Genomic DNA, 22,227 nt, shown 5'->3' on the forward strand with positions numbered 1-22,227 from the left:
TGCGTTCGAGTCACTTGCACCGTTCGCCCTGAGCCTGTCGAAGGGCGGGATGCACCCCGCCTTGCGCCGCTTCATGGTTCGATGCCCCGAAGGAAATCCCCTTGGGGGACAGGCTCACCACGAACGGAAAATGGTTCACTGGAATATGGATTCGCGCAGATGCGCGCCGACCCGGAGCGCCTGCGCCACCACCGTCAGCGCCGGATTGACGGCGGCCGACGAGGGGAAGAAGCCCGAATCGACGACGTACAGGTTGTCGTGGTCCCACGCCTTGCACAGCGGATCGAGCGGCGACGTCGCCGGGTCGTTGCCGAAGCGCACGGTGCCGCATTGGTGCGAGACGACCTTGGTCTCGAACAGGCGCGCGAAGACGAACGGGTAGCCGGTGGCGCGCAGGATCTCCTTGCACTTGGCGACCCAGCGGAAGTGGGCTTTCAGATTCGTGCGGTGCCAGTGCAGATTGATCGCGCCGTCCGGGCGGATCGTCACGCGGCTGTCGGGATGCGGCAGATCCTCGCTCTGCGCGTACCAGTCGACGCTGCGCAGGGCGAGCGCGGTACGGATCGGCTTCGGCACGAAGGCCAGCGCCTCGCGCAGCATCGGTTCGCGGATCTTGCCGAGCGGCTGCAGGCTGCCCAGAGGTGTATCGCCCGCGCCTTCGCCGAAGTAGTAGTCGTGCACCGCGATCGTCTTCGGGAAATGCGTCGTGTTCGTCTTGAACGGATGCACCGCCATCAGCGCGCTGGTGTTGTGCGTCATGTAGTTGCGCCCGACCTGGTCGGAACTGTTGGCCAGCCCGCGCGGGTTGCGCGCGTCGGCTGAGCGCAGCAGCAGCGCGGCGGAATTGATCGCGCCGGCGCTCAAGACGAAAACGTCGGCGGTAATCCGTTCGACCTTGCCGTCGATCAGCACCTCGGCGGCGACGACGCGCCGGCCGCTGTCGTCGGCGATGAGCTTCAACACCTGCGCGCCGGTCTTCAGTTCAACGTTGGAATGCGCCGTCGCCGGGCGGATCAGCTTGATCTCGGCGTCGCCCTTGGCGTCGATCTGGCAGGGAAACGCGTCGCAATTCTCGCAGCGCTGGCAGCGCCCGCCCGGGCCGAAATCGATGGCGCACGGCATCGGGAACGGCTTCAGTCCCTTCGCCTGCAAACGCTGTTCGACGGCTTGCATCACCGGCTCGTGCGGTACCGGCGCGTGGTCGAAATCCTTGCTGCGTATTGGATCGGTCGGATCGGAGCCGCCCTGGCCATGCACGCCGAACAGCGTTTCGGCCTGCTCGTACCACGGTTCGAGGTCGACGTAGGCGATCGGCCAGGCGGGCGAGACGCCTTCGTCGTGTTCGACCACGTCGAAGTCGCGTTCGCGGAAACGGAACATCGCCGATCCGTAGAACTTGGTGTTGCCGCCGACGTAGTAGAACATGCCCGGCTTGAACGCCTCGTTGTCGGCCCACCACGTCTCGTCGGTGTGATAGCGCCGCTGGCCGAAGACCGCTTCCGGGTCCCAGTTCTGCGCTTCGCGCGGCAGCGACTGGCCGCGTTCGAGGATCAGCGTGCGTGCGCTGCTGCCACCCAACTGCAGGGCGACTGAACCGCCACCGCAGCCGGAACCGATGATTACTACGTCGTATGAACGCATGTTCCCTTCCCTGTTCAGCCTATTGAGAATCGCCAAAGTGACCAATTGCTTGATCACCGTTCGTGGTGAACCTGTCCCCCAAGGGGATTTCCTTCGGGGCATCGAACCATGAACGGACGCGGGGTGCTGACTTCCAGCCCTTCGACAGGCTCAGGGCGAACGGTTGTGAGGGGCTGCACGCCAATTCACAAATCGTCATCGCTATCCGCCCACCGTGACTTCATATCCGGCCGCCCTCGCGCGCCGCACGTAGGGTTCGACTTCCTCTTCTGTGGGCGGCATCACGTCCGCCATCGCGTAATTCAGCCCAACGAGCTTGTACTTGCTGGTGCCGTATTGATGGAAAGGGAGAAGATGCAATTCCTTCAAACCGAACGGCGCCAGGAATTCGAGCACGCGCTCCAGGTTTTCCATGCTCATCGTGTAGCCCGGAATCAGCGGCAGGCGCGGGATCACATGGCTGCCCTGAGCGCACAGCGCCGCAAAGTTGTCGAGCACGCGTTGCAGGTTGATCCCGGTGACGGCGTGCGCGCGCTTCGGGTCCATGATCTTGAAGTCGTAGAGCACTTCGTCGCAGTGCTTCGCCATCTCGAGCAAGGCGGCGCGATTGCCGTACCCGGTCGTCTCGATGGCGGTGGCGATACCCAAGGCCTTGAGCCGTTTCAGCAAGCGGGTGGCGAACGCCGCCTGGCTCAGCACCTCGCCGCCGGACAGCGTGACGCCGCCGCCCGAGACGCGGAAGAAGACCTCGTCCTTCATCACCTCGCGCAGCAGCTCGTCGAGCGTGTAGTCGGTGCCCATCTGCTGATAGGCGCCCGACGGGCACTCGTCGACGTCGAGCGCGCAGGTGCCGCAATGGATGCACTTCGCTTCGCGCCGGATGAACGCCGCTTCGCGCGAGCGCGATTCGGGGTTCGAGCACCACGGACAATGCAGCGGACAGCCCTTGAAGAAGACCATGGTGCGGATTCCAGCGCCGTCGTTCAGCGAGTAGCGCTGGATGTTGAAGATCCGCGCCCGCTCTTCGGCGGGTTTCGCCCTACAGTCGGTGAGCGGTACGACGGATGATGTCATCCTGGATTTCCTTGGAGAGTTCGACGAAGAAGGCGCTGTAGCCCGCGACGCGCACCAGGAGTCCGGCGAACTCCTGCGGATTCTTCTGCGCTTCGATCAAGGTCTCGACGTTCACCACGTTGAACTGCACGTGCAGGATCTTCAGACGCATGAAGGCGACCAGGAAGTCGGCCAGCTTGTTGAGCCCGTGCTCGCCTTCCAGTGTGCTCGGCATCATCTTCAGGTTGAGCAGGCTGCCGTTGGAAAGCAGCAGGTTGTCGAGCTTGCTCACCGATTTCAGCACCGCCGTCGGCCCGAGTTCGTCGCGCCCGCCCATCGGCGACAGGCCGCCGTCGGCGAGTTGTTCCTTGGCGCGCCGTCCGTCCGGCGTGGCGCCGACCACTTCGCCAAGCGGCATGTGCGCCGACACCGTATAAGAACCCGGCGAGAACACGCCGCCGCGCGGGTTGGTGTATTTCTCGACCTCGTCGCAGAAGAGCTTGAGTGCATGCACGCCGACCATATCGACCTCGTCGAGGTCGTTGCCGTACTTCACGTACTTGTTGATCAGCCGGCTGCGCACCTTCTCGCCGTCCGGCACCTGGAAGTCGGCGTCGAGCACGTCAAGGAAGTCGTCGAAGGTGAGGCGTTTCTCGTTGAAGACGATGCCTTTCAACGCCACCAGCGAATCGGCGAGGTTGGCCGTGCCGATGCCCTGCACGCCGGAGAGGTTGTAGCGCGCGCCGCCGGCGGTGACGTCGAGGCCCTTGTCCAGACAGTCGGTCATCAGCGCCGAGAGCAGCGGGATCGGCGCCCAGTCGCGGTGGCCGATGTCGCAGACGTTGGCGCCTTCGACCATCAGCTTCACGTAGTGGCGGATGTTGTCGTCGAGCCGTTCGCAGATGCGCTCGTAGCTCACTTCCGGGTCGCCGCGGAAGGACTTCAGGGTCAGTTCCAGCACCTTCAACAGGTTGAACATCGCGATGTCGTGCAGGCCGTAGGTCTTGCCCGGAATCGACAGCTCGACGCAGCCGACGACCGAATAGTCGCGTGCGTCCTGTAGCGAGACGCCGCGGTTCATCTGCGAGGCGATCACGCCTTCGTCGTTGAACACCTGCGGAATGCCGGTGCCGATGCGGATCGTCTCGGCAGCCTTCAGCAGGAACGCGCGGCTCATGCCCTCATGCACGCGCACGCCGAGGTTGGGTTGCGGCAGCAGGATGTCCTGGTAGGTGTCGAGGCACATCTGCGAGAGCGGCGTTTCGGCGTCGTGTCCGAGCGTGTCCTGGCCGCCGAGCAGGATGGTGTAGCCGGTCGGGAAGCCGGCGAAGAACTTGGCACTGCTCGCCGAGCGCAGCAGCACCACGTCGTTCATCTTCACCCACAGGCTTTCGAGCAGCTCGCGCAACGCGGCCGGATCTTCGCCCTTCTCCAGCGAGGCCTGGTAGTACGGCCACATGTACTGGTCGAAGCGGCCCAAGGACAACGAGCTGGCGTTCGATTCGTACTGCAGGATGACGTTCATGTACCAGAAGAGCTGGCAGGCTTCGCGGAAATCTTCCGGCGCCTCATAGGCGATCTTCGTCGACAGGGTCGCGATGCCCTCCAGTTCGGCCCGGCGCTGCGCTTCGCTGCATTTCGCGGCCATTTCAACGGCCAGATCGCGGTAGCGCAGGATGTGCTCGGACGCCGCTTCGACGAGAATGGCGACCGCCTGGTAGAAGACGTTGTCGGGCTGTTCGGCAGCGCGCCGCGCCACATCCTCGCCGAGCGCGCGTAGCCCCATCTTCAGGAAGCGCGGGAAGTCGACGATGATGTGGCCCTGCCCCTTGTCGGTCTGGTTGACGCTGAAGATCTTGGTGGCGACCGCGTTCTTCACTTCCTGGGTGAACTGCGCGTTGATGAAGTCCTTCATCGAACGCCCTTCCCAGTAGGAATAGAGCTGGGTTTGGTAGATATCCTTGTCACGCTCGGAAATCAGGAACTTGTCCTGCGGGCGGCTGTGGAAGGTGTCGAGCTCCTTCATGATCCAGTACGGGTCCATCTCCGGCGAGACGATGCCGGCGCGCGGCTTGATCGTGCGGTTACCGGCGATCAGCTCGTCGTCGCGGATCGAGATGGCGACCTTGCGCAGCACGTGCGCCGCCGCCTTCGCGCGGCGCAGCTGGACGTGCTCGCCTTCCGTCTGGCGATGGCTCTCGGTATAGAGCAGCGCGCGTTCGAGGGAGATCTCGCGCGGCCGGTAGAAGAGCGCCGCCTTGAGCCGGGCAATCCGGTCGATGACTTTGGGTTCCTTGAATTCGTTGGCTTCCATGACGTTCATCCTTTCGCCTGATCAATGCTGTTCTGTTACAAGTGACCACTACCGTTCGCCCTGAGCCTGTCGAAGGGCGGTCGCGCCCGTTCATGGTTCGACAGGCTCACCACGAACGGTAAATAGGTCCTAAGTCACCCTGAAAACTCTCAAAAACCTCGCCCGTTTCTCGGCCGATCCAACCCCCTCCCGGCGTTGGGCCCGGATTCAAACAGGACGGGGAAATCCGGCAATCGGGCGGCGCGCGCCGCCCGGTCGTGTTCTAGGAAGGTGGTGTATTCATCCGCAATACCTCTTAAACCAGCTCGCGTTTGCGCTTGCGGTAGAAGCAGTCCATCCAGATGATGCCGACGATGACTGATCCCTTGAGCAGGATCTGGATGTAGGAACTGATGCCGAGCATGTTCATCGCGTTGTCGAGAATGCCGAACACGAGCAAGCCGAGCGCCGACTGCGGAATACCGCCAATGCCGCCGGCGAACGACGTACCGCCGACGACGACGCCGCAGTTCACGATCAACGCTGCCGTTTCGCCGTAGATCGACGAGCCCGTGTTGAGCTTCGAGGAGAGCAGCACGCCGGCCAGCGCCGCCGCCATGCCGCTGATCACGAAGGCCATCCATTTGGTGCGCACGACATTGATCCCCGAATACAGCGCGACTTCGTAATCGCCGCCGATGGCATACAGGTTGCGGCCGTACGCCGTGTAGCGCATCAGCCAGTGCGCCGCGGCGAAGCACACGAGCATGATGATCACGAGGTATGGCACGCCGAAGAAGTCGCCGTTGCCGATCATCATGAAGTCCGGGTTGCTCGCCGGCACCGGCCGCGCGTCGGTGAGCTGCTGCGCGACGCCGGTCAGCAGCATGCCCATGCCGAGCGTGATGATGAACGGCTCGGTCTTCTGCTGCACGACGAGGAAGCCGTTGATGAAGCCGACGAAGGCGCCGAAGGCCAGCGCGCAGAGGATCGCCGCCCACATCGGCATCACGTCGAGCAGCTTGATGGCGATGATGCCGGCGACCACCAGGATGCCGCCGATCGACAGGTCACAGCCGCCGCTGATGACCGTCAGCGTCACGCCGAAGGCCAGGATCAGCAGGATCGACGTCGAATTCAGCATATCCAGCAGGTTGAACGCCGTGTAGAAGTTCGTCGGGAAGAAGGCCATGGCAACCAGCATGCCGACGATGGCCAGAAACGCCTTTTGCTTGGTCGCCAGGGCCAGGAGCGACGTACCGTTAATACCGAGTGCACCGATAGTCATTTGTCTTCTCCTAGGACTGCTTGCGGTTGTCGAGCCAGATCGCGAGGACCAGGATGGTGCCCTTGAGCACGACCTGCATGTACGGCGTGACGCCGAGCAGGTTGAGGCAGTTGGACATGAGGATGACCAGCAGCACGCCGAGCACGGTGCGCAAGACGCTGCCGGTGCCGCCCTTGAGCGTGGTGCCGCCGACGACGACCGCGAGGATGGCGTTGGTCTCGTAACCCGCACCGATCACCGGCGAGGCGGTGGTGATGCGCGAGAAGAGGATGATCGCGCCGACCGCCGCCATGAAACCGGAGATCGTGTAGATGGCGACGATGCTGCGGCTGACCGGGACGCCGCACAGATGCGCCGCTGTCTTGTTGCCGCCGGTCAGGCAGATGGCGCGGCCCATGCGCGTCTGCGTCTGAAAGACCCAGAGCACGGCGAGGCAGACGAGGAAGATGACGAAGGACACCGAGAAGAAACCGACGCTGCCCTGCCCGATCGCCTCGATCACCGAGACGTCGCCCTTGATGAAGCGCATGTGCTTGGTCGATCCGCCGCTATACATCAGCGCGATCGCCGAATACACGGTGCTCATGCCGAAGGTGATGAACAGGGCTTCGGCCTGCGTCAGCGCACCGGAAGTCAGCACCAGCTTGGCGTTGACGTACCCGCACAGGGCGCCGATGGCGAGCCCGACCATGATCGCCGGCACCTGCCCGATCGGGTCGATCAGCGTGACCGTGACCACGGCGACCAGCGAAATCGTCCCGGCCACCGAGAGGTCGATGAAGCCGCCGATGATGACAAAGGTCATGCCGAGCGCGACCATCACCAGCGGCCCGAACTGGCGCATGATGTTGAGCATGTTCGCCGGGGTCATGAAGTTCGGCTCGACGACGACGGTGATCAGCACCAGCCAGACGATGGCGACGACGACCAGGTATTCGCGCAGGATCGAGCGCAGGAAGCGCGCGATCGAGAAACCCGCGCTCACTTCGTTCGGGGCTTTCAGCGCATTGCTTGCGTTGGTGGCGTTCATTGCTTTGCTCCGCTTCCGGCCATGCCCAGCGCCGCGCTCATGATCTCGTCGGCCGAGGCTTGCTGGGGATCGAATTCACCGGTAATCCGACCTTCGAAAATGGTCAGCACCCGGTTGCTCATGTTCAGGACTTCCGGCAGTTCGGAAGAAATCAGGATCACCGCCCCGCCCTTCTCCGCGATCTCCTTCATCAGCATGTAGATCTCATACTTGGCGCCGACGTCGATACCGCGCGTCGGCTCGTCCATGATGAAGATGCGCGGCGCGTTCTCGAGCCAGCGTCCGATGATGCATTTCTGCTGATTGCCGCCGGAGAGGTTCTTGACCGGCGTCTTGGTCGACGGCGTTTTCACTGCCAGCGCCTTCGACTGGCGGACGCCGATCTCCGCCTCCTTGGCCTTGTTCAGAAAACCGAAACGCGTGAATTTCTGGAAGCTGGCCATCGAGATGTTGGCCTCCACCGAGAACGGCAGGACGAGGCCCTGCAGCTTGCGGTCTTCCGGCACGAAGCCGAAGCCGGCTTTCTTCGCATCGTTCGGGTTCTTGATGCGGATCGGTGCGCCGTCGATGAGGATCTGGTGGCCTTCGGTTTTGTCGGCGCCGAACAGCGCGCGAACGATTTCGGTGCGTCCGGCGCCGACTAGCCCGACGAGCCCCAGAATCTCTCCCTTGTTCAGTTTGAACGACACGTCGTGCAGCTTGCGCGTATTCAGCGAGCGCACTTCCATCAACGTCGAGCCGACGTTGTCCGGACGGTCGGGATATTCGTTTTCGATCGAGCGACCGACCATCTTGGCGATCATCTCGGCGCGCGTCAGGTCGTCCTTCGCTTTGGTATCGATGATTTCGCCGTCGCGCATGATCGTCACGACGTCGCAGAAATCGAAAATTTCGTCCAGCTTGTGGCTGATGTAGATGATCGAGATGCCTTCCGCCTTCAGCTGGTGGATGATCTCGACGAGCTCGACCAGCTCTTCGGCGGTCAGGCTGCTGCTCGGCTCGTCCATGATGATCAGCTTGGACTTGAACGACAGCGCCTTGGCGATTTCGACCATCTGCTTCTCGGACACGCTGAGGTCCGATACCAGCTTGTTCGTGTCGATTTTGCAGCGAATCCGGTCGAGCAGCGCACGCGCCTGGGTGTGCGTGCCGCGCATGCCGTTCATTTCCTTGAAACGTCCCAGAAAGACGTTCTCGCCGACGCTCATCGTGTTCACCAGGTTCAACTCCTGGTAAATGATCGCCAGCCCGCGGCGCATCGATTCGAGTGGCGTCGTGCGCTCGATGGCTTCGCCATCGAAGACCACCTGCCCGCCGGCGTCTTTCGTATACACGCCGGACAGGATCTTCATCAGCGTCGACTTGCCGGCGCCGTTTTCACCGACCAGACCATGCACCGTACCCCGTTTGACGTCGAATGAAACGCCCTTCAGCGCCTTGACGCCGGGAAACGTCTTGCTGATGCTCTGGATGGACAAGATGCAGTCTGTAGTTTTGTTTTCCATACCCCCCCCCACTACCGCTCGATGGACGGCCGTCTTTCATTCTGCGGAAAGCGGCCGTCCTGCTTGCTTAACCCCTGATTACCACTCCGGCGGCGTGAATTGGTCGATGTTCTTCGCATCGACGATGTCGAGCTGGATGAAATTCACCGGTTCGATCTTCTTGCCATCGATGACGGCGCGGGCCTGTTCCATCGACTTCTTCGACATGACTTCGAAGTTCTGCATGATGGTTACCGACTGCGTACCCTTGCGCACCTGGTCGAAACCAGCGCGGTTGCCGTCGACGCCGACGATGAACGTACCGTCCAGCATGTTGGCGGCTTTCAGTGCTTGCGCAACGCCGGTCACGCCGTTATCCCAGTGGCAGAACACGCCCTGGATCTTCTTGCCGTGCTTGACGACGAGGTCTTCCATGATGGCCATCGCTTCGGCCGTCGACCACTGCTGCGGCGTCTTGTAGTCGATGACTTCGATCTTGCTGCCCTTGATCTTCTTGTTGAAGCCGTCGTGACGCTTGATCTGCGCATCGTGACCGGCCTGGCCGCCGACCTCGACGATCGTTGCGCCGTTCGGGAACTTCTTGAGGAAGGCATCGCCTGCCGCTTCGCCGGCCATCGTGTCGTTCACGCCGACGAAGAAGTCGCGGAACTTCTGGTTGGCCGGTGCGAGGTCGGACGAGAACATGCCGACGACGACGCCAGCCTGCTTGGCCTTCATCACGCTCGGTACGATCGCGTTGATGTCGTTCGGGTTGAGGAAGATCGCCTTGAACTGCTGCGCGATGCTGTTGGTGACGAGTTGCGATTCGGTCTGCGTGTCGCCCTTGGCATCGAGCACGACGACTTCAAAGCCGTAGTCCTTGCCGAACTTCTGGAACTGCTTGGACGAGAAAGCCTGCGACTCATTGGCCATGTTGGCCGCGATGAACGCAATCTTGTCCGCGGCATGCGCCGTCGCCCCCAAGAGACCGGCAACGATCAGGCTGATACCGGCAACCGCACCTTTGTAAGTCATTCTCATGCTGAACCTCCGTTGTATTTGCGGGATGTGCTCTGCGAAATGTATTCGATTACATTGAACCGCCAAAAAAATACATCAAGGCGATGTAATCGTTTTCATTATTAAACTGCTTTTTTTGGAAGTCAACCGATTTTTCGATCACGGGAACTTTTTTGAAATAGGCTGAACGAGCGCAGCTCAGCGCGTCGATTGCCGGACCTTGAGCTCGAAATCGAGCGTGACCCGGCTTTCCTGCAGCACCTCGCCTTCGAGCTCGGCGAAGAGCATCTCGGCCGCCTTCATGCCGATCTGGTAAGCGGGTTGCGCCACCGTCGTCAGCCGCGGCGTGCAGATCAGCGTCATGTCGCTGCCGTCGAAGCCGACGATGGAGATGTCGTCCGGCACCTTCACCCCGGCGTCGATCAGCGCCCGCTGCGCATCAACGGCGATGACGTCGTAGTCGAGGAAGACGCCGTCGATCGGCTCGTGCAGCGCCAGCATGCGCGCCGCGATGTCGGCACCGCTGTCCACACCGAATTCGTACTTGAGCAGCAGATCGGGGTCGTGCGCGATGCCGTGCTCGCGTAGCGCCCGCAGGTAGCCGGCGCGGCGCAGACGCGCGAAGCCGAACGAACCCGACGCGTTGGCCATCGCGATCCGCCGGCAGCCCGTCGAGATCAGGTACGACACGGCAGCGTAGGCGCCCTTTTCGTCATCGACGCCGACGTACGGCAGGTCGACGCCTTCCTTGGATTCGCAGCACTGGACGATCGGGTAGCGGGCGCCGTATTCGCGCAGGTTGTCGACGCTGACGCCGGGATCGATGGCAAGGATGCCGTCGACGATCTTCTGCTTGAGCATGCTGAAGAAGGCATCCTCGCGCTCGCGCAGGCCGTTCGTCTCGCAGAGCAGCAGGTTGTAGTCGTGCGCATGCACCACCCGGTTGGTGCCGTGCACGATCTCGGCGTGGAACGGGTTGGAGATGTTCGGCACCAGGGCGAGGAGCAGGCGGCTCTTCGACGAGCGCAGGCTGCGCGCGACGACGTTCGGGTGATAGTCGAGCTCTTCGATGATCTTGCGCACGTGCTCTTTCGTCGCGTCGGTCACCAGCGGGCTGTTGTTCAACACGCGCGAGATGGTCGCCACCGAGACGCCCGCCCGTTTCGCCACTTCGCTGATGGTCGCCACCGATTTCTCCAAAATACAAATGTAATCGTAAACATGATCGCTTCGATCGGTCTTTCTGTCGACTCCTGCGCACGTTCCTTGCCCATGACTTCGCCGATCGGCAACGAAACGCGAATGAAATTTACGCGCCAAAGTCATATGTGAGATCAAGCCACCCATCGGGAGAAACTCACATGAGTACGCTAAAGCGTCTTCTCGCCGCGGCTGCGGAGCGAACGCGCCCTGGGGCGGCCGACCGACGTGCGGGTCCTGCCCGACGGTTCGCTGCGGGTCGACGACGACGGGGCCGATGCGGCCTGTCGCATCACTTGCCAGAACCGCGCCGTGAGTCATTGACGCCACCACCCCGCTCCGTAATACTTGCCGACGGTTCGAACTTCACGCGCAGTCCAGATCAAGAACGGCATTAACGACAAATCCATACTGATTCCGGAGCCTCCTGATGACCAAGAAAATCCTCTTCCAAGACACCAGTTTTCGCGATGGCTTCCAGTCCATCTTCGGCGCGCGTGCGCTGACCAAGGACTTCATCCCCGCCGTCGAAGCCGCCGTCGCGGCCGGCATCACGCACTTCGAAGCCGGCGGCGGCGCGCGCTTCCAGTCGCCGTTCCTGTATTGCGGCGAATCGGCCTTCGACATGATGGACGCCTTCCGCAAGGCCGTCGGCCCGGACATCCGCCTGCAGACGCTGGCGCGCGGCATCAACGTCGTCGCGCTCGAACAGCAGCCGGCCGACATGATCGACCTGCACGCCAGGATGTTCAAAAAGCACGGCATGACGCGCATCCGCAACTTCGACGCGCTGAACGACGTGAACAACCTCATCTATTCCGGCCAGTGCATCGCCAACGCCGGGCTGGAGCACGAAGTCGTCGTGACCATGATGGAGTTGCCGCGCGGCTGCTCGGGTGCGCACGATCCTGCGTTCTACGTCAAGACGCTGCGCCAGATCCTCGACTCCGGTCTGCCCTTCTCCAGCGTCTGCTTCAAGGACGCCTCCGGCACGTCGAACCCGCGCAAGGTGCACGAGACCTTCAAGGAAGCGCGCAAGCTGCTCGGCGACAAGGTCGAGCTGCGCATGCACACGCACGACACCTGCGGCACCGGCGTCGCTCAGTACCTCGCGGCGATCGAAGCCGGTTGCGACGGCGTCTGCCTTGGCCGCGCGCCGCTCTCGGGCGGCACCGCGCAGCCCGACCTCTTCGCGCTCTGGCACGCCCTCAAGGGCACCGACTACAACCTCGACATCGACGTCGAAAAGATCATGAAGGCCAACGAAGTCGCCAAGGAGTGCCTGAAGGACTACGAGTACCCGCCGGAAGCGCTGGGCATCGACACCGAAGTCATCTTCAGCCCGATGCCGGGCGGCGCGCTCACCGCCAACACGCTGATGATGCGCGAGAACAAGACCTTCCACCGTTACCCGGAGGTCATCAAGGCGATGGCCGAGTGCGTCGCGCGCGGCGGCTTCGGTACCTCGGTGACGCCGGTCTCGCAGTTCTACTTCCAGCAGGCCTACGCCAACGTGATGATGGGGCCGTGGAAGAAGATGACCGAAGGCTACGGCAACATGGTGCTCGGCTACTTCGGCAAGACGCCGGTCGAGCCTGACGCCGAGATCGTCAAGATCGCCTCCGAGCAACTGAAGAAACCGGTATTCACCGGCGATCCGATCAAGGATCTCGCACCAGGCATCCCGAAAGCGAAGAAGGTACTCGAGGAGAACGGCCTGCCGGTTACCGACGAAAACCTCTTCATCGTCGGCGCGCTCGCGACCAAGGGCGGCAACAAGGGGCTGGATTTCCTCAAGGGCAACTTCAAGGTCTCCGTGCCGAAGAAGGACCCGAACAAGGCTGCCGCACCGGCTCCGGCACCCGCGCCCGCAGCGCCGGCGGCGGCTGTTGCAGCACCAGCGGCTCCGGCCGCGCGCCCCGCACCTGCGGCATCGTCGCCCCTCGGCGCACCGGTCGCCGCGGGACAAAAACGGACCTATCGCGTCTCGGTCGGCGGCAACGCCTACGAGTTACAGGTCGAGCCGATGTAATCGCCCCCCTGAAATCCAAGGCCCGCCAGTTTTCCGCTGGCGGGCCTTTTTGTTTCCAGCGATGCGGTTTCAGCCGCGCTTCAGATAAACCTTGATGAAGCTGGCCTTCAGTTCGTCCGCTTTCTTCGCCAGCACATCGGCTTGCGACGCCTTCGCCAGTTCGTTGACCTCGTCGAGATTCCTGCGGATCGCCGCAACCTCTTCATCGTTGGCCTCGGCCTCGACGGCCTTCAGCTTGTCGCTGGCTTGCGCATAGAGCGCCGTCAGCTTGCCCGAGTCCTTGGCACCCGCCGCGTCGAGCAGCCGCTCCATGTCGTCGTGGAAATCGACGAGCGCGACCGAGAGCATGGAAAAGCCGTTGCGCTTGAACATCTCCTGAAACACCGGTCGTACTTCTTCCAGACCGAGGTGCGCGGCCTTCAGGTCGCCACGATAAACCAGCTCCTTGACGCCCGAAATGATCCCGGCCACGCGCGCCAGATCGGACGGCAACTGCGTATCGTTGCGCAGGATGTACGGGCGGTAGCTCGTGTATTTCTCCTTGAAGCGCGTGTAGGCCGGCAGCAGGTTTTCGTAGTGCGCAACGGCCTTCTCACGCTCGTTCTTCCCGGTGAGGTACAAGGTCTGCTTGTACTCCTCGTTCATCGCGTTGAAGTCCTTGAGGAACAGCTTGCTCGTCAGGAAGCTGCCGGCGAAGCTGCCGCCGACGACTTCGGCGATCAGGATCAGCCACGCCATGACGATGCGGAAGATGCGCGGACGTTGCCCGACAGCGCAGGCGTAGCCGCGCTCGATGCCAACGATCCGGTAGAGCGGACAAAAGGCGATCGCCGCCGTGGCGACGAGGATGCCGCCGACGACATAGGCCGCGATCTGCAGCGTTCCAGACAGCCAGAATACCGCCAGCTCAAGAAAGATCACGCCGACGAAGGCGCGGAAAAAGCGATCGATGGAGCCCACATTTCTCATCGTTATCCTCCCAGTCCCCCAAGCGGCGCTCGCCGGCGCCGCATTCAAACGCTTCAGCCCGGCAAAACCGGGCGCAGCCAATCGACCAGTGTCGCGTAATTCACCGCACCGGCCTGGCGCTTGATCTCGCGGCCATCCTTGAACACGGCCAGCGTCGGGATGCTGCGGATACCGAAGCGGGCGGCAGCCTGCTGCTCGGACTCGGTGTTGAGCTTGGCAACGCGCACTTGCAACCCGAGTTCGCGCGCGGCCTGGGCGATCACCGGCGACATCATGCGACACGGCCCGCACCAAGGCGCCCAGAAGTCCACCAGCACGGGCAGGTCCGAGCTGCCGACGTGACGATCGAAGTTCGCATCCGTCAGCTCCAGAGGCTCACCAGTGAACAAAGGCTTGTGACATTGACCGCAACTCGGTTGCTCGGCCAGACGTTCGGGAATGACGCGGTTGACCGCGTCGCAATGGGGGCAAACAAGTCGCATGATTCCAGCACCTTACGAATTAGACTTCGCTAATATATAGCTCGTTTGCCGGATTTCAAGGCGGCGAACGCAATTTCTTCATGCGACCGAAAGAATAAGAAAATAGCGATTTGTTATTTCATTCAGGAATAAGCAAGGATTAGAGTCCACCCGTCAATAACAACATGGAGCCGCTCCTATGAAACTCGAAACTCTGGCCGTCCACGCCGGCTACAGCCCGGACCCGACCACGAAGGCCGTCGCCGTCCCGATCTACCAGACGACCTCCTACGCCTTCGACAACACGCAGCACGGCGCCGACCTGTTCGACCTCAAGGTACAGGGCAACATCTATACGCGCATCATGAATCCGACGCAGGACGTGCTGGAGAAGCGCGTCGCCGCGCTTGAAGGCGGCATCGCCGGGCTGGCGCTGGCATCGGGCATGGCGGCGATCACCTATGCGATCATGACGATCGCCGAAGCCGGCGACAACATCATCTCGTCGTCGACGCTCTACGGCGGTACCTACAACCTGTTCGCGCACACGTTGCCGCAATATGGCATCGACGTTCGTTTCGTCGATTACCGCACGCCCGAGGCGTTTGAAAAACTGATCGACGAAAAAACAAAGGCCGTCTATGTCGAATCGATCGGCAACCCGCTCGGCAACATCACCGACATCGAGAAGTTCGCCGAGATCGCGCACAAGCACGGCATCCCGCTGATCGTCGATAACACCGTGCCTTCGCCTTACCTGCTCCGACCGATCGAGTTCGGCGCCGACATCGTCGTCCATGCGTTGACCAAATATCTTGGCGGACACGGCAACTCGATCGGCGGCATCATCGTCGACAGCGGCAAGTTCCCGTGGGCCGAACATAAGGAACGCTTCCCGCGCCTGAACCAGCCCGATGTTTCCTATCACGGCGTCGTCTATACCGAAGCGCTCGGCCCGGCCGCGTTCATCGGGCGTGCGCGTGTCGTCCCGTTGCGCAACATGGGTGCGGCGATCAGCCCGTTCAACGCCTTCCTGATCCTGCAGGGCGTCGAGACGCTTGCACTGCGCATGGACCGCATCACGGACAACACGCGCAAGGTCGCCGAATACCTGAACAAGCACGCCAAGGTGAAGTGGGTCAATTACGCCGGCCTGCCCGAGCACAAAGACCACGCGCTGGCGCAGAAGTACATGGGCGGCAAGCCGTCCGGCATCCTCACTTTCGGCGTGCAGGGCGGCGTCGAGGACGGCACGCGCTTCCAGGACGCCTTGCAACTCTTCACCCGCCTGGTGAACATCGGCGACGCCAAGTCGCTCGCCTGCCACCCGGCCTCGACGACGCACCGCCAGCTCTCGCCGAAGGAACTCGAAGCCGCCGGCGTCACCGTCGACACGGTCCGCCTGTCGATCGGCATCGAGCACATCGACGACCTGATCGCCGATCTGGAACAGGCGCTCGCTGCGGTCTGACACGAAAAGTTGCCATCGACAATCCAATCAAAGCCCCCTGGAGGAAACCAACGATGAACATCGCCAACACCGTCACCGACCTGATCGGCAACACGCCGCTTGTCCGCATCAACCGTATCAACGAAGGCGCCGGCGCGACGATCGCCGCCAAGCTCGAATTCTTCAACCCGGCGCACAGCGTCAAGGACCGCATCGGCGAAGCGATGATCAGCGCGGCCGAGAAGGCCGGCCTGATCAAGCCCGACACCATCCTCGTCGAGCCGACCAGCGGCAATACCGGCATCGCGCTCGCCATGGTCGCCGCCGCACGCGGCTACAAGATCGTGCTGACCATGCCCGAGACGATGAGCAAGGAACGCCGTGCGCTGTTGCGCGGCTTCGGCGCCGAACTGATCCTCACCCCGGGGCCGGACGGCATGGGCGGTGCGATCAGGAAGGCCGAGGAACTGGCTGCGTCCGACCCGCGCTATCTCTTGCTGCAGCAGTTCAAGAATCCGGCCAATCCGGAAGTCCACCGCAACACGACGGCCGAGGAAATCTGGCGTGATACCGATGGTCAGGTCGATATCCTGATCTCGGGCGTCGGTACCGGCGGCACGATCACCGGTATCAGCGAAGTCATCAAGGCACGCAAGCCGTCGTTCAAGGCCATTGCCGTCGAACCCGATGCCTCGCCGGTGCTCTCCGGCGGCGTGAAGGGACCGCACCCGATCCAGGGCATCGGCGCCGGCTTCATTCCGGAGGTGCTGAACACGCAGATCTACGATGAAGTGATCCGCGTGAAGGCGGACGATGCGCTGAACACGGCGCGCCGTGCGGCACGCGAGGAAGGGCTGCTCGTCGGCATCTCGTCCGGCGCGGCCTTGTGGGCGGCGATCGAAGTCGCCAAGCGGCCGGAGAACGCCGGCAAGCTGATCGTGGCGATCATTCCGTCGTTCGGCGAACGGTATCTTTCGACGCCGCTGTTCGCGGGTCTGACCGACTGATCGATCGCGGCGAACGGCGGCCCCCGCCGTTCGCCGCAGCGTCACGTCATCGAATCGAATTCGCGGCCGTTGTTGCGCAGCGTGGCAAAAAACTCGCGGTCGGCGCTCAGCATGTGTTGGGCGACGAGGTCGTAGCCGAGGAACTGGAAGAGTTCGCCGACGCCGAGGATGCCGGCGTGGAAGCGTCCGACCAGCGTCAGCGCGCGGTCGAGCAACTGATGATGGATGGCGCGGTGCTCGACCGTACCCTTGAAACCGGCCGTGGCAATGATCGCCTCCTCGTCCTTGAAGTGCCGCACGACGTCGGCCATCAGATGATCGATCAGATCGGCGAGTTCGTTCACCGGTCGCTCGGCGAGCATGGCCGACAGAATACGGTTGGCGTCGGCGAACAGCGCACGGTGCTGCTCGTCGATCACCGCATTGCCGCACTCGTAGGCCGAATGCCATACAAGATGGATGAACGTCGATGCCAAACCGCCGGCAGCCGGTCCGCTGGACATCGTCGTCGAGATCTGGACCGAGTTGTTGCCTTTCACCTTGGCCTGGTACATCGCCGCGTCGGCCCACTTGAGGACGTCTTCGCGCGAGGCGTCGTTGCCCGAGAACACGGTCAAGCCGATGCTCGCCGTGCAGTGGTATTCGAGCATTTCGTCGCCCGCCCCGTCGCGCTCGAGCGGCAGCCGATACGGCTCGGCCAGCGCCGTACGAATCTTCTCGGCCACCAGCGACGCGCGCAGTGTCGACTCGTCGCGATCAACCTCCAGTTCGCCGACGATGACGACGAACTCATCGCCGCCGTAGCGCGCGACCGTATCCATCTCGCGCACGCACGTGTTCAGCCGCCGCGCCACCTCGATCAGCAGGAGGTCACCGACTTCGTGGCCGTAGGTATCGTTGAGCGGTTTGAAATTGTCGAGGTCGATGAACATCAGGCCGCCGTGCAAACTACTGCGCCGGCTCGCCGCCATCGCCTGGCTCAGACGGTCGTGCAGCAGACGGCGGTTCGGCAGGCCGGTCAGCGGGTCGTGGAACGCCATCTGGCGCACCTGCGCTTCCATGAGCCGGCGCTCGGAGATGTCGCGCGAGACGCCGAGAATGGAGACGAACCGGCCTTTCGCGTCGAACATCACGGAGGCGGTAATCTCGGTCCACACCGTTGAACCGTCCTTGCAATACTGCTCGAGTTCGCAACGTACGTCCGGCGGCCGCAAACCGGCGACGACGTCGGCCATGAAGCGTCCCAGCTCCGTGCGCGCCACCTGCAACGACTCCGGCGTCAGGTAGTCTTCCATCGACTGCTGCACGACTTCCTCAACCGCAAAGCCGCGCAACTTCACGATCGACGGGCTGACGTAAGTCAACCGACCGGTAAGATCCATCGTCCAGATGACGTCGGATACGCTTTCGGCCAGGAGCCGGTGCCACTCCTCGCTGACGCGCAGCGCCTCCTGGGTCCGTCGATGCTCGGTGATGTCGGTGCCGACCCCCATCAGATACGACTTGCCCTGCGTGTCGAAGCGAACGCCGTTGAGCGAAAAAAAGATCTGATGACCGTCCTTCGCCAGCAATGGCGCCTCGATCACGCTGCCCCCGCGGTTCATCACCGAATCGACGGCGGCGAGCATCGCCGCCTTGTTCTCCGGCAGGAGCCAGTCGAGGACATGCCGATCCTTCATTTCCTCGGCGCTGTAGCCGAGCAACTCCTCGTGCCGCTTGTTCCAGAGCACCAGCCGGTTTTCGGGGTAGGTATAGAGGTAAAAGATGCCCGGCAGGTTTTCGATCAGCGAACGCGAGAACTGCTGCTGCGCCTCAAGCTCCTGCGTGACCTTGCTCAGTTCTGAAATATCGCGCGCGACCCCGAACAGGCCGATGATCGCGCCGGCGGCGTCGCGGATCGGATACTTGCGGTTGTCGACCCAGCCCTTGCTGCCGTCCTTGCGCAGGACCCCCTGCACCTCATGCGCGACGGCGACGCCGGAAAAGACCTGCTTTTCGAGCTCGTAGTAGGCGTCGGCGTATTCCTCGGGGAAGAGGTCGTAGTCGGTCTTGCCGATCAACTCGGTCCAGTGCTCGACCAGCGGCGTCAGCGCCACGAGCGTCTGGCTCGCGCCGGTGAATACGTGGTTGCGGTCCTTGAAAAAGATGAAGTCGTCGGTGTTGTCCATCATGGCCTTGACGCTGGCCATCATGGTTTGATCGCCCTGGCTGTGCCAGAGGCGCCTGGCGTCCTGCAGCAACACGTCGACGGCGGCCGCGCCGTCCGCCGAAACGGACTTCGCGTATTCCCCGCGCACGCAGCGAATCCGGCCGTCGGCGTGGCGCAGGCGGATATTGAACGTCCCGCGCAGCAAATCCGGCGCAACAAGCGGATTCGCAAACAGCGTGTCGGCGATGTCCCGATCGCCGTGATGGATGAGGCTGGCGAGGGAAACTTCACCACGCAGGAAAGCCGCCGGCAGAAACCCGAGCAGCCGTTCGACATCGCCGTCGACCGATACCGTCCGCGCCGGGTCGGATAAATCCATACGGATTCTGACGTCTGAAGATAGGGCGTTGTCGTGCATTTGTGACTCCCGCATAAATCCATCATAAGTCAGTGCGGGCGCCGCCGCTATCCGATTCTGGATCGGCGTATTTGGCCCTGTCGCTTGAACAGCGGGCGTTTGCGCATATTCATGCAGACCTTGTGCACGCCTCGATCGCCATTCACCCGCTGGCCGGCTACCATAGCGGGATGACCAAGACCAACGACACGGTGCGCAGCGTCTGCCCGCACGATTGCCCCAGCGTTTGCGCGCTGGATGTCCAGCTACTTTCGCCCGAGCGCATCGGTCGTATCCACGGGGCGGCGCAGCCTTACACGGATGGCGTCGTCTGCGCCAAGGTCGCGCGCTACGCCGAGCGCGTGCACCACCCCGAGCGTCTGATGCGGCCGTTGCGCCGGATCGGCGCCAAGGGCAGCGGCCAGTTCGAGCCGATCACCTGGGACGACGCACTCGACCTCGTCGCCACGCAATTCCAGGCAGCCATCGCCAAGTACGGACCAGAAACAATCTGGCCGTATCACTATGCCGGTACCATGGGCTACATCCAGCGTGGCGCCATCAAGCGCATCGGGCACGTGGCCGGCTGGTCACGCCAGCGCCAGACGTTCTGCGTTGCACTCTCCGATCCTGGCTGGCTGGCCGGTGTCGGTGCGAAGCGGGGCGTCGACGCGCGCGAAATCGTGCATTCCGACCTCGTCGTCGTGTGGGGCGGCAACCCCGTGCATACGCAGATCAACTTCATGAACTGGGTGCAGAAAGCCAGGCACGAACGCGGCACGCGGCTCGTCGTCATCGATCCGTACCGCACGGCGACGGCCGAGAAGGCGGATGCGCACCTGGCGCTCAAGCCGGGAACCGACGGCGCACTGGCCTGCGCCGTGATGCACGTGCTGCTGTCGGAAGGCCTGGCCGATCGCGACTACCTCGCGCGGCACACCGATTTCTCGGAAACGGTCGAGCGCCATCTGACCGAACGCACGCCGCAATGGGCGGCGGCCATCACCGGCCTCACCGTCGAAGAAATCGTCGCCTTCGCTCGTCTTTACGGCACGACGAAGCGGAGTTACCTGCGCGTCGGCTACGGCTTCACGCGGCAGCGCAACGGCGCGGCGGCCATGCACGCCGTCAGCTGCCTGCCGGCAATCACCGGCGCGTGGGCGCATCCGGGCGGCGGCGCGCTGTACAGCAACGGCGACCTGTACCGTCTGAACACGAATTTCCTCTATGGACTCGACCGCGACGTCGCGCCGGCACGCCAGCTCGACATGAGCCGGCTCGGCCAGGTTCTCGCTCGCAATCCACGCGACATCGGCGATGGCCCGCCGGTCACCGCAATGCTGATCCAGAACACCAACCCGGCCGTCGTTGCCCCGGAGAGCGCCGTCGTGCGCGCCGGGATGCTGCGTGACGACCTGTTCACCTGCGTGCATGAGCAGTTCATGACCGACACGGCGCGCCTGGCCGATATCGTCCTGCCGGCGACGACCTTCCTCGAACACGACGACCTCTACACCGCATCGGGCCACACCTTCCTGCAGGCTTCGCGCGCCGTCATTCCGGCCCCGGGCGAGTGCCGTTCCAACCACACCTTCATCGGCCAACTGGCGGAACGGCTTGGCCTGACGCACCCGGCGTTTGCCATGAGCGAATGGGCGCTGGTCGACCGCGTGCTCGCCGATTCAGCCAAAGGCAGCGCCGACGATCTCTTGAATGCCGGCTGGATCGACTGCGCCCAGCCTTTCGAGCGGGCGCATTTCCTCGACGGTTTCGGTCATCCCGATGGGCGCTTCCGCTTCGCGCCCGACTGGACGGCGCGCGGCGAAGGCCACGCCGTCATGCCACCACTGCCCGATCATCTGGACGTGATCGAAAACACCACGCCGGACAAGCCCTTCCGCCTCGTCGCCGCGCCCGCGCGCAACTTCCTGAACTCGACCTTCACCGAGACGCCCAGCTCACGCCAAAAGGAAGAACGCCCGACCGCCCTGATTCACCCGGCCGTCTGCGACCGGCTCGGCATCGCCGAAGACGACGTCGTGCGCATCGGCAACGAACGCGGTTCAATGCTGCTCCACGCCCGCCCCTTCGCCGGCCTGCAGGAGAACACCCTGATCGTCGAAAGCCAATGGCCGGGCGCGGCCTTTATCGAAGGCATCGGCATCAATGTGCTGGTGAGCGCGGAACCGGGCTTCCCGGCGTCCGGGGCGGCGTACCACGACACCGCCGTCTGGTTGCAGCGTGCGTAATTGCATGGCAAGCACCGTGGTTACAGAAGCTGCGTCGACGCAGATTTCATTTGAACCGGCACGATCACGGTGCTATGCTGCGTGACGATTTGTAACAACAAAAACCGGCGCGTCCTCGTGCACATTTCAACGAACTGACTCGCCCATGACGAATGGCCATTCCGAATGGCCATCACAAAGCGACAGGAACGGCGGAACAGGCATGGAGAAACTAAGCTGGAGCGATACGCTCGCTATCGGTATTGAAGAAATTGATCGTCATCATCAGGTGCTGATCGGCATCCGCAACAAGCTGGTCGATTGCTGCAAGCTGGACAACGCCCCACACTCCGAAACCTTCCACGACATCCTGGCCGACCTGTTCGAGTACTCGCGGACGCATTTGCACGTCGAAGAGGCGCTCATGCAGTCGATCGAGTACCCCGACCTCGACGCGCACAAGAACGAGCACCACGAATTCATCGAGAGCATCGTCGATCTCAGCATCGGCGTCGCCAAGGATCC

The 22,227-nt window shown here is 62.8% G+C and carries 16 protein-coding genes; 5 read left to right on the forward strand and 11 right to left on the reverse strand.

Features of this window, described 5'->3' with window-relative positions; all coding sequences use genetic code 11:
* Positions 1-135 precede the first annotated feature (135 nt).
* The 8 genes from KBA32_RS06140 to KBA32_RS06175 all read right to left on the reverse strand — a co-directional run bounded on the left by KBA32_RS06140 (position 136) and on the right by KBA32_RS06175 (position 10,997).
* Positions 136-1,641 (reverse strand): GMC family oxidoreductase, encoded by a 1,506-nt coding sequence (locus KBA32_RS06140; protein ID WP_294356551.1) that lies wholly within the window; start codon positions 1,639-1,641, stop codon positions 136-138.
* A gap of 201 nt (positions 1,642-1,842) precedes the next feature.
* Positions 1,843-2,715 (reverse strand): [formate-C-acetyltransferase]-activating enzyme, encoded by an 873-nt coding sequence (locus tag KBA32_RS06145; RefSeq protein WP_294356552.1) that lies wholly within the window; start codon positions 2,713-2,715, stop codon positions 1,843-1,845.
* On the reverse strand, positions 2,681-5,008 hold the full coding sequence (locus KBA32_RS06150; RefSeq protein ID WP_294356554.1) for a formate C-acetyltransferase: 2,328 nt from the start codon (positions 5,006-5,008) through the stop codon (positions 2,681-2,683). The genes KBA32_RS06145 and KBA32_RS06150 overlap by 35 nt, the downstream gene beginning before the upstream one ends.
* Positions 5,009-5,303: 295 nt before the next feature.
* Positions 5,304-6,275 carry an ABC transporter permease gene (locus KBA32_RS06155; RefSeq protein WP_294356556.1) on the reverse strand — a complete coding sequence of 324 codons (972 nt, stop codon included), beginning with the start codon at positions 6,273-6,275 and terminating at the stop codon, positions 5,304-5,306.
* 10 nt (positions 6,276-6,285) lie between these two features.
* On the reverse strand, positions 6,286-7,305 hold the full coding sequence (locus KBA32_RS06160; protein ID WP_294356559.1) for an ABC transporter permease: 1,020 nt from the start codon (positions 7,303-7,305) through the stop codon (positions 6,286-6,288).
* The gene (locus tag KBA32_RS06165) at positions 7,302-8,783 is read right to left on the reverse strand and encodes a sugar ABC transporter ATP-binding protein (RefSeq protein ID WP_294356561.1); all 1,482 of its coding nucleotides are present in this window, start codon (positions 8,781-8,783) and stop codon (positions 7,302-7,304) included. The genes KBA32_RS06160 and KBA32_RS06165 overlap by 4 nt, the downstream gene beginning before the upstream one ends.
* Positions 8,784-8,888: 105 nt before the next feature.
* Complete coding sequence (locus tag KBA32_RS06170) at positions 8,889-9,830, reverse strand: sugar ABC transporter substrate-binding protein (RefSeq protein ID WP_294356563.1); 942 nt, start codon at positions 9,828-9,830, stop codon at positions 8,889-8,891.
* Between the two features lie 177 nt (positions 9,831-10,007).
* A complete protein-coding gene (locus tag KBA32_RS06175) occupies positions 10,008-10,997 on the reverse strand; it encodes a LacI family DNA-binding transcriptional regulator (protein ID WP_294356565.1) in 990 nt (329 codons plus the stop codon).
* A 442-nt stretch (positions 10,998-11,439) separates the two neighbouring features.
* Between KBA32_RS06175 and KBA32_RS06180 the strand changes: the two genes are divergently transcribed.
* Positions 11,440-13,041 (forward strand): hypothetical protein, encoded by a 1,602-nt coding sequence (locus KBA32_RS06180; RefSeq protein WP_294356567.1) that lies wholly within the window; start codon positions 11,440-11,442, stop codon positions 13,039-13,041.
* A gap of 69 nt (positions 13,042-13,110) precedes the next feature.
* Here the strand turns inward: KBA32_RS06180 and KBA32_RS06185 are convergent, their stop codons facing one another.
* Together KBA32_RS06185 and trxC are read right to left on the reverse strand one after the other, a co-directional pair.
* Positions 13,111-14,010, reverse strand: coding sequence for a YgaP-like transmembrane domain (locus KBA32_RS06185; RefSeq protein WP_294356569.1), 900 nt, complete (start codon positions 14,008-14,010; stop codon positions 13,111-13,113).
* Positions 14,011-14,063: 53 nt separating this feature from the next.
* The gene (trxC, locus tag KBA32_RS06190; RefSeq protein WP_294356571.1) at positions 14,064-14,492 is read right to left on the reverse strand and encodes a thioredoxin TrxC; all 429 of its coding nucleotides are present in this window, start codon (positions 14,490-14,492) and stop codon (positions 14,064-14,066) included.
* Positions 14,493-14,670: 178 nt separating this feature from the next.
* Here trxC and KBA32_RS06195 point away from each other — a divergent pair, with 178 nt between their 5' ends.
* Complete coding sequence (locus tag KBA32_RS06195) at positions 14,671-15,942, forward strand: aminotransferase class I/II-fold pyridoxal phosphate-dependent enzyme (protein WP_294356573.1); 1,272 nt, start codon at positions 14,671-14,673, stop codon at positions 15,940-15,942.
* Positions 15,943-15,995: 53 nt separating this feature from the next.
* Positions 15,996-16,928: a cysteine synthase A gene (gene cysK, locus KBA32_RS06200; protein WP_294356575.1), complete on the forward strand. Its 933-nt coding sequence runs from the start codon at positions 15,996-15,998 to the stop codon at positions 16,926-16,928.
* Between the two features lie 41 nt (positions 16,929-16,969).
* Here cysK and KBA32_RS06205 read toward each other — a convergent pair whose 3' ends face one another.
* On the reverse strand, positions 16,970-19,456 hold the full coding sequence (locus KBA32_RS06205) for a PAS domain S-box protein (RefSeq protein WP_294356577.1): 2,487 nt from the start codon (positions 19,454-19,456) through the stop codon (positions 16,970-16,972).
* A gap of 161 nt (positions 19,457-19,617) precedes the next feature.
* On the opposite strand from KBA32_RS06205, the gene KBA32_RS06210 reads away from it, so the two are divergent.
* Together KBA32_RS06210 and KBA32_RS06215 are read left to right on the forward strand one after the other, a co-directional pair.
* Entirely contained in the window at positions 19,618-21,723 is a 2,106-nt protein-coding gene (locus KBA32_RS06210) for a molybdopterin-dependent oxidoreductase (protein ID WP_294356578.1), read from the forward strand.
* 202 nt (positions 21,724-21,925) lie between these two features.
* Positions 21,926-22,227, forward strand: a 302-nt coding sequence (locus KBA32_RS06215; RefSeq protein WP_294356579.1) for a hemerythrin domain-containing protein, incomplete at its 3' end; no start/stop codon positions are given.

The sequence above is a fragment of the Propionivibrio sp. genome (genome assembly GCF_017995515.1).
Classification (GTDB): Bacteria; Pseudomonadota; Gammaproteobacteria; order Burkholderiales; family Rhodocyclaceae; genus Propionivibrio.